The organism is Colwellia chukchiensis (assembly GCF_002104455.1).
GTDB classification, from domain to species: domain Bacteria; phylum Pseudomonadota; class Gammaproteobacteria; order Enterobacterales; family Alteromonadaceae; genus Cognaticolwellia; species Cognaticolwellia chukchiensis.
Genome location: NZ_NBOC01000037.1, coordinates 1 through 1,817, shown reverse-complemented (window position 1 = coordinate 1,817; position 1,817 = coordinate 1). Strand labels below are relative to the sequence as shown.

The window sequence follows — 1,817 nt, the reverse complement described above, 5'->3', positions numbered from 1 at the left end:
TTGTTTTACTTCAAGATAAGGAGGTGATCCAACCCCAGGTTCCCCTAGGGTTACCTTGTTACGACTTCACCCCAGTCATGAAACACAAAGTGGTGATCGCCCTCCCGAAGGTTAGACTAACCACTTCTTTTGCATCCCACTCCCATGGTGTGACGGGCGGTGTGTACAAGGCCCGGGAACGTATTCACCGTAGCATTCTGATCTACGATTACTAGCGATTCCGACTTCACGGAGTCGAGTTGCAGACTCCGATCCGGACTACGACAAGCTTTATGGGATTCGCTCCACCTCGCGGTATCGCTGCCCTCTGTACTTGCCATTGTAGCACGTGTGTAGCCCATCCCGTAAGGGCCATGATGACTTGACGTCGTCCCCACCTTCCTCCGGTTTATCACCGGCAGTCTCCTTAGAGTTCCCGCCACTACGCGCTGGCAAATAAGGATAGGGGTTGCGCTCGTTGCGGGACTTAACCCAACATTTCACAACACGAGCTGACGACAGCCATGCAGCACCTGTCACAGAGTTCCCGAAGGCACAAGTCTATCTCTAGTCTCTTCTCTGGATGTCAAGGGATGGTAAGGTTCTTCGCGTTGCATCGAATTAAACCACATGCTCCACCGCTTGTGCGGGCCCCCGTCAATTCATTTGAGTTTTAACCTTGCGGCCGTACTCCCCAGGCGGTCAACTTAGCGCGTTAGCTACGCCACCCACGGTTCAAGACCACAGACGGCTAGTTGACATCGTTTACGGCGTGGACTACCAGGGTATCTAATCCTGTTTGCTCCCCACGCTTTCGTGCCTCAGTGTCAGTCTTTGTCCAGGTAGCCGCCTTCGCCACTGATGTTCCTTCCAATCTCTACGCATTTCACCGCTACACTGGAAATTCCACTACCCTCTACAAAACTCTAGCTTGCCAGTTCAAAATGCAGTTCCCAGGTTGAGCCCAGGGCTTTCACATCTTGCTTAACAAACCACCTACGCACGCTTTACGCCCAGTAATTCCGATTAACGCTTGCACCCCTCGTATTACCGCGGCTGCTGGCACGAAGTTAGCCGGTGCTTCTTCTGCGAGTAACGTCACAGATGCTGCGTATTAAACAACACCCTTTCCTCCTCGCTGAAAGTGCTTTACAACCCGAAGGCCTTCTTCACACACGCGGCATGGCTGCATCAGGCTTGCGCCCATTGTGCAATATTCCCCACTGCTGCCTCCCGTAGGAGTCTGGGCCGTGTCTCAGTCCCAGTGTGGCTGATCATCCTCTCAAACCAGCTAGAGATCGTCGCCTTGGTAAGCCATTACCTTACCAACTAGCTAATCTCACTTGGGCTAATCAATGAGCGAGAGGTCCGAAGATCCCCCCCTTTGGTCCGTAGACGTTATGCGGTATTAGCAGTCGTTTCCAACTGTTGTCCCCCACTCAAAGGCATATTCCCAAGCATTACTCACCCGTCCGCCGCTCGACGCCGAAGTACAAGTACTTCTCGTTTCCGCTCGACTTGCATGTGTTAAGCCTGCCGCCAGCGTTCAATCTGAGCCATGATCAAACTCTTCAATTAAAAATCGTTTGTGCGAGAACAAGTCTCGCTGCTCAATGAATTCTGTCGTGTTACTCTCTATCCGACTAAAGAAGAAAGTAACTACATAAAACGTATATCCAAACATCTCTTATAAAGAAACGTTTAAATGATACATATTTTTGTGTGACATCATATTAAGCTGTTTTTTTGTTATGCACTTCCCGAAGAAAGGATAACTAGGTAAAATCAACATTAATGTGAGTGTCCACACAAATTGCATGATAACTAATTGTTAAAGA

The 1,817-nt window shown here is 49.8% G+C and carries 1 rRNA gene; it reads right to left on the bottom strand.

Annotation, left to right across the window (positions count from 1 at the left end):
- Positions 1–16 precede the first annotated feature (16 nt).
- A 16S ribosomal RNA gene (locus tag B6K83_RS18035) occupies positions 17–1,557 on the bottom strand.
- Positions 1,558–1,817 lie beyond the last annotated feature (260 nt).